General features: G+C 60.2%; 4 protein-coding genes and 1 tRNA gene. 3 read left to right on the forward strand and 2 right to left on the reverse strand.

Annotated features, from left to right (window positions below):
* Positions 1-39: 39 nt before the first annotated feature.
* Complete coding sequence (locus NKI17_RS32220) at positions 40-1,143, reverse strand: glycosyltransferase family 9 protein (protein WP_352907416.1); 1,104 nt, start codon at positions 1,141-1,143, stop codon at positions 40-42.
* Positions 1,144-1,254: 111 nt separating this feature from the next.
* Positions 1,255-3,960 (reverse strand): pyruvate, phosphate dikinase, encoded by a 2,706-nt coding sequence (ppdK, locus tag NKI17_RS32225; RefSeq protein ID WP_352907417.1) that lies wholly within the window; start codon positions 3,958-3,960, stop codon positions 1,255-1,257.
* A gap of 186 nt (positions 3,961-4,146) precedes the next feature.
* On the opposite strand from ppdK, the gene NKI17_RS32230 reads away from it, so the two are divergent.
* The 3 genes from NKI17_RS32230 to NKI17_RS32240 all read left to right on the forward strand — a co-directional run.
* Positions 4,147-4,491: a VOC family protein gene (locus NKI17_RS32230; protein ID WP_352907418.1), complete on the forward strand. Its 345-nt coding sequence runs from the start codon at positions 4,147-4,149 to the stop codon at positions 4,489-4,491.
* A gap of 115 nt (positions 4,492-4,606) precedes the next feature.
* Positions 4,607-4,681 (forward strand) — tRNA-Gln (locus NKI17_RS32235).
* Between the two features lie 637 nt (positions 4,682-5,318).
* Positions 5,319-6,541, forward strand: a 1,223-nt coding sequence (locus tag NKI17_RS32240) for a calcium-binding protein (RefSeq protein WP_352907419.1), incomplete at its 3' end; no start/stop codon positions are given.

Here is a 6,541-nt window from a genome sequence, read left to right on the forward strand (position 1 = left end):
GCAATTTGACCGCCGGTCTGACCTTTGGCAAGCGCGAGGTCACAATGCGTGCTCCACGTCCTTAACCTTACGTGAAAGGATCGCGAGCACCGCGTCGACCACCGCTTTGACCTCAAGTCGCCAGACGCAGCAAGCCTTGCTCGGATCGGGTCGGCGGCACACGTCCCTGGCTATGCACTCGCAAGGCATGGAGGGCCGCGGCGTAACACTGGCCACGCCGACAGGCCCCCAGACGGCCGGGTCGGTCAGGCCGAACAGGCCGACAACCGGCGTTCCGGCGGCGGCGGCCATGTGCATCGGGCCACTCTCGTTTCCCAGGAACAGGCGTGCTTGGCCGAGGACCGCCAGCAGCGTTGCCAGCGACAGCGCCCCGACCACGTTGACCACCGGCGAAGCGGCCTTGGCGACGATGCGCTCGGCAGATGCCCGTTCATCGGGGCCGCCGACAAGCAGGAAGTCCAACCCGGTCTGCCGCGAGATCTCGTCGATCGCCAGCGCAAAACGTTCCGGCTGCCATTGCCGCCCCCGGAAGCTCGCTCCTGCATGAACGGCTATGAAGGCGTTACGCCGGAGATGATGCCGGTCGAGAAGCGCCAATGCCCTGGCGGTCTCCAGCGGCAGCGGCCCAATCGTTGGGACCGGCGCACGCAACTCCACGCCAAGCGCCTCAAGCGGCGAAAGATAGCGGTAGAGATAATGCTGGCCACCAAAGCCAAACGGCTTGGCTAGGACGTTGGCGGGCTGGCGTTCCAGCCAGCGCAACGGTTTTTCGGGAGGATCATATCCGACGCGGGTCTTGGCGTTGACGAGCCTGACGATGATGCGTGAGGTTTTGGAATCGGCCAGGTCGATGGTCAGGTCAAACCTGAACCGGCGCAGAGCGCGCACCATCGCGTAAAGCTCGCTACCACGCTGCACCGGGGTGCCACGCATCCGTACGCGCCGGAACGCCACCACGTCCGAGGCGATGCCATGAGCCAACAGGAAACTGGCAAAGTTCGCCTCGCAAAGGAACACTATCCTGGCCTTTGGATATTGGAGGCGCAGGTTTCTGGCGAGCGCGGAAGCGAGGACAAGATCGCCGATGAATTTCGTCTGGAGGATGAGAATCGAGCGGACGTGCGTGGGCGGGTTCTGCAACATCTGTTTCTGGCACCGGGGCGGGTTCGGGGGCCGGAAACTGGGCAGAAACGATGTCGGGATTTGGAGCCGACAGACGCACGTTCGCGTGAATTCGGTTACAAATCGGCAAGGTCAGATGCCGGTGGACTCCTTAACTCCTATCCGCGGCCGTTCTTTCGCAGCCTGTACCGCCGCCTGCGCGGCGGCCAGCCTGGCGATCGGCACCCGGTATGGCGAGCACGAGACGTAGTCGAGGCCGACCTTCTCGCAGAAATGGATCGAGGCCGGGTCGCCGCCATGCTCGCCGCAAATACCGAGCTTGATGTCCGGTCGCGTTGCCCTGCCCTTTTCGGCCGCCATCCGCACCAGTTCGCCGACGCCCTCGATATCGAGCGACACGAACGGATCCTGCTCGATGATGCCTTTTTTCCGGTAGGTCTCGAGGAACGAGGCCGCATCGTCGCGCGAGATGCCGAAGGTGGTCTGGGTCAGATCGTTGGTGCCGAAAGAGAAGAATTCGGCCGCCTCGGCAATGATATGAGCGCGGATCGCGGCGCGCGGCAGTTCGATCATCGTGCCGGTAAGATAGTCGATCTTGACGCCGGTTTCCTCCATCACGCTCTTGGCGACGGCATCGATCCGCGCCTTGACGTAGTCGAGCTCCTTCGCCAGCCCGACCAGCGGCACCATGATTTCGGGGACCACCAGCGCGCCGGCCTTCCTGCCGGCCTCCACGGCCGCCTCGAAAATGGCTCGTGCCTGCATCTCGGCGATTTCGGGATATGAGACGGCAAGCCGGCAGCCGCGATGGCCGAGCATCGGATTGAACTCGTGCAACGCTTCGGTGCGCCGCCGCAGCTTGTCCGGCGACACATTCATGGCGGCGGCGACCTCGGCCACCTCCTCCTCGGTCTTCGGCAGGAATTCGTGCAGCGGCGGATCGAGCAATCGGATCGTCACCGGCAGCCCGGCCATGATCTCGAACAGCTCGAGGAAATCCGAGCGCTGCATCGGCAACAGCTTGGCCAGCGCCGTTCGCCGATCCTTTTCCGTATCGGCCAGGATCATCTCGCGCATAGCAACGATGCGGTCGCCGTCGAAGAACATGTGTTCGGTGCGGCAAAGACCGATGCCTTCGGCGCCGAAGGACCGCGCCATGCGCGCATCCAGGGGCGTCTCGGCATTGGTGCGCACCTTCATGCGGCGCGCGCCGTCGGCCCACTCCATGATGGCGGCGAAATCGCCCGAGAGTTCCGGCTGCAGCATCGGTACCGCGCCTTTCAGCACCTGGCCGTTGCCGCCGTCGATGGTGATGATATCGCCCTTGCGGAACGTCGATCCCATCGCCATCAGCGTGCCGGCCTTGTAGTCGACGCGCAGCGAGCCGGCGCCCGAAACGCAAGGCTTGCCCATGCCGCGCGCCACAACAGCGGCGTGGCTGGTCATGCCGCCGCGCGTCGTCAGGATGCCTTCGGCCGCATGCATGCCATGGATGTCTTCGGGGCTGGTCTCGATGCGCACCAGGATCGCCTTGCGGCCTTGTGTCTTGGCCTCCTCGGCGTCGTTCGAGGAAAACACGATTTCGCCGGTGGCAGCACCTGGCGATGCCGGCAGGCCGACGCCGATGATATCGCGCGCCGCCTTCGGATCGATCGTGGGATGCAGCAACTGGTCGAGCGAGGCCGGATCGATGCGGGCGACGGCCTCCTCCTTCGAGATCAGCCCGTCCCTGGCCATGTCGACGGCAATCTTCAGCGCTGCCTTGGCGGTGCGCTTGCCTGACCTGGTCTGCAGCATCCACAATTTGCCGCGCTCGATGGTGAATTCGAGATCCTGCATGTCTCGGTAATGTTTTTCCAGGCGGTCGGAGATGCTGACGAAAGCCTGGAAGGCGTCCGGCATCAGTTTCTGCAGCGACGGCTTGTCGGAGCCGGCGGCAATGCGCGCCGCCTCGGTGATGTTCTGCGGCGTGCGGATGCCGGCAACGACATCCTCGCCCTGCGCATTGACCAGGAACTCGCCGTAAAGCTGCTTTTCGCCGGTCGAAGGATTGCGGGTGAAGGCAACGCCGGTGGCCGAAGTGTCGCCCATATTGCCGAAGACCATGGCCTGAACGTTGACCGCCGTGCCCCAGCTTGCGGGAATATCGTGCAGGCGCCGGTAGGTGATGGCGCGGTTGTTCATCCAGCTGGAAAACACCGCACCGATGGCGCCCCACAGCTGCTCGTTCGGATCCTGCGGAAACGGTTTGCCGAGCTCCTCCTCGACCTTGGCCTTGTAGAGCGCGATCACGCCTTGCCATTCGATGGCCGTCAGCTCGGTGTCGAGCTCATGGCCGAGGCCGCCCTTCTGGTCTTCGAGAATTTCCTCAAAGACCTCATGGTCGAGGCCCATGACGACATCGGAATACATCTGGATGAAACGGCGATAGCTGTCATAGGCAAAACGCGCGTCGCCTGAATCGGCGGCCAGGGCTTCGACCGTCTCGTCGTTGAGGCCGAGATTGAGCACGGTGTCCATCATGCCGGGCATGGAAGCGCGGGCACCGGAGCGCACCGACACCAAAAGCAGTTTCGAGGGATCGCCGAAACGGCGCCCGGTCAGCCGGCCGATATGGTCGAGGGCGACCGCAACATCCGCTTCCAGCGAGGCCGGATACGCGTGGCCGTTGGCGTAATAGGCGTTGCAGACCTCGGTGGTGATGGTGAATCCTGGTGGCACCGGCAGGCCCAGGCTGCACATTTCGGCAAGATTGGCGCCCTTGCCGCCGAGCAGATTGCGGTCGCCGGCACGGCCTTCCGCCGCTCCATCGCCAAAGGTGTAGACCCATTTGGTCATGCTTGCTCCCCGGTTGCAGGAGATTGGAAATACTGACAAATCGAGCGATATGATGCTGCAGTGCGAAAGGCAAGGCATCGACCAAGCCGGCCGGCCTCTACAATCGATTAAGGAAAACCGGCGCCGAAAAGACTTGCTTTTTGGAAAGCTTTGTTGTAGAACATATCGAGAACAAAAGGCAGAGCGATGAGAATGACCGGAAAGCTCGATTATCTGGAAATGCCAGCGACGGGCGGAACGCTGGACAGCGTGAAGGCTTTCTACAGCGCGGCCTTCTCATGGTCGTTCACCGATTACGGGCCGACCTATTCAGCTTTTGCCGAAGGGCTGGACGGCGGTTTTCAGGCGGATGGGCAAGATCCGCCGGCCAAGCCGCTGCCCGTGCTCTATTCCGAAAGGCTGGAGGAAACATTGAGCGCCGTCGAAAATGCCGGCGGCACCATCGTCAAGCCGATCTTTTCATTCCCCGGCGGCAGGCGGTTCCATTTCGTCGATCCGGCCGGCAATGAAATGGCGGTGTGGGGTGAATAGATCCGTTCAAACTAGCGATTTGCAAAACTGGTGGATCGGTCGCGCATAGTCGGCATTGAGCTTTCTCCCGGCTCGTCCTATAAGGCCGCGCGCACAGCGGGCAGGCTCCGGCTGTTGGGGCGTCGCCAAGTGGTAAGGCATCGGTTTTTGGTACCGACATTCCCAGGTTCGAATCCTGGCGCCCCAGCCAGTTCTCCAATTCTGACGATCCCCCGAGTCGTAATCTCAGTTGCAGACACCTTGGTCGCGGACTGGTATCTGCGGTATCTGTCCACAACAAATTGGTGTCTCCGGCAGAGAGCGCGATCCGGCTGGCATCTTAGTTTAATGTCGGCTCAATTGGCCGGCAGTCAAATGCATCTTGTGGAGAAAAGCAGTTTTTCTGCCCCGGTTCGGCGTTCGATCTTATAGTCTAGACTTTTATAATCCAAAACATCAGATTTTTTCGCTCTTCTTCAGATAAGTCAGCGACCTCCAACGCTTCTCTAGTAGCAACCAGCGCAATTATAAAACTAATTTTAATTAAAATGTAATTTATTTTTAAACATCAGCGATCATATTACCTTGTACTGCCATCAACAAGTATAATGTCGCAGAAATATCAATAAGCATCTCTCGGAAAACAGCGTGGGCATCTCTGCATTTAAATTTGTTTTTTATCTCACAATGTCGACTATCCGTAAGTATATTTTTCGCCGCAACGTGAGAATCCTGCCGCCGATCAATCATTCTATCAGGGCGTGCAGGTATGTGATTTGGCGCTAATATACACCTTCTAGTAGGCAGACATCCGCGGGGCGCTATCGAATCAAAATGAGGGATTATGGATGGCGACTCTCCATTACACGTCGGGCGGATCCGGCACGGACATTGCAAAAGCCGGATTCAATCTGGCTAGCGTGCAATATGTTGACCAGGTCAATGAGCTGCCAGAGGGCATGAAAGGCTTGGTCTATCTCGACGAGGCCAACGGCGTAACCCAATCCTTTATCGACAAGGTTACTCCTTTCCTCGGCAATCCGAACGTATTTGGGTTCTTCCTAGTTGACGAGCCGGATCCCACCGGCCAATGGGGCACTTACGCCTCCGCCGCGAATCTGAAGGCAGAATCCGACTGGATTCATGAGCATTTTCCAGGCGCCAAGACCTACATCACAATGATGAGCTTGGGGACGTCGGCGAATCCGGATTTTAGGGGCACGTACAATCCCGCCAATACGGGTATCGATTACTACGGCATAGATGTCTATCCCGTCCGCACGGATGGCCCGGTCGACTACAACATGATCGATAAATTCGTCGCCGCCGCTCAGGCATCGGGCATCCCGACGAGCCAGATCGTTCCGGGCTACCAGGCGTTTGGAGGTGGCGAGTATAACACCGACATGGGTGGCAAATATGTGGTGCCCACCGCCGCCCAGATGGAAACCATGATGGAGCACTGGGCCAAGCTGGTTCCGTCACCCGCCTTCGACTACGCATACGCCTGGGGTTCACAGCGAGGCGACACAGCGTTGGAGAGCTCTTCGGAACTGCAGGCCGTTTTCCGGGAACACAACCTTGCAACGACGGGGACCACTCCGCCTCCCGTCGACACAAGCGACACCTTGTACGGCACCAGCGGCGACGATGTGTTTCACGGGGCCGGCGGCCACACGATGATCGGCTATGGCGGCAATGACACCTATTATGTCGATGATGTCCGCGATAAGGAGATTGAGGCTGCGGGCGGCGGTACCGACAAAGCATTCGCCTCCGTAAGTCATGCGCTTGAGGCCGGATCGGAAATCGAACTTCTCGCCACCAACAGCCCGTCCGGCACCACGGCCATCAACCTGACCGGCAATGCGTTCGCCCAGACCATCCAAGGCAATGCCGGTGCCAATGTCATCAACGGTCTCGGCGGAGCCGACACGATGGCCGGCTATGGCGGCAACGACACATACTATGTCGACAATGCCGGCGACAAGGTGATTGAGGCGGTGGGCGGCGGCACCGACAAAGTGCTCAGCGCGGTGAGCTATGCCCTTTCCGCTGGCTCGTCGATCCA

Source organism: Mesorhizobium sp. M0816, assembly GCF_040320005.1.
Lineage (GTDB): Bacteria > Pseudomonadota > Alphaproteobacteria > Rhizobiales > Rhizobiaceae > Mesorhizobium.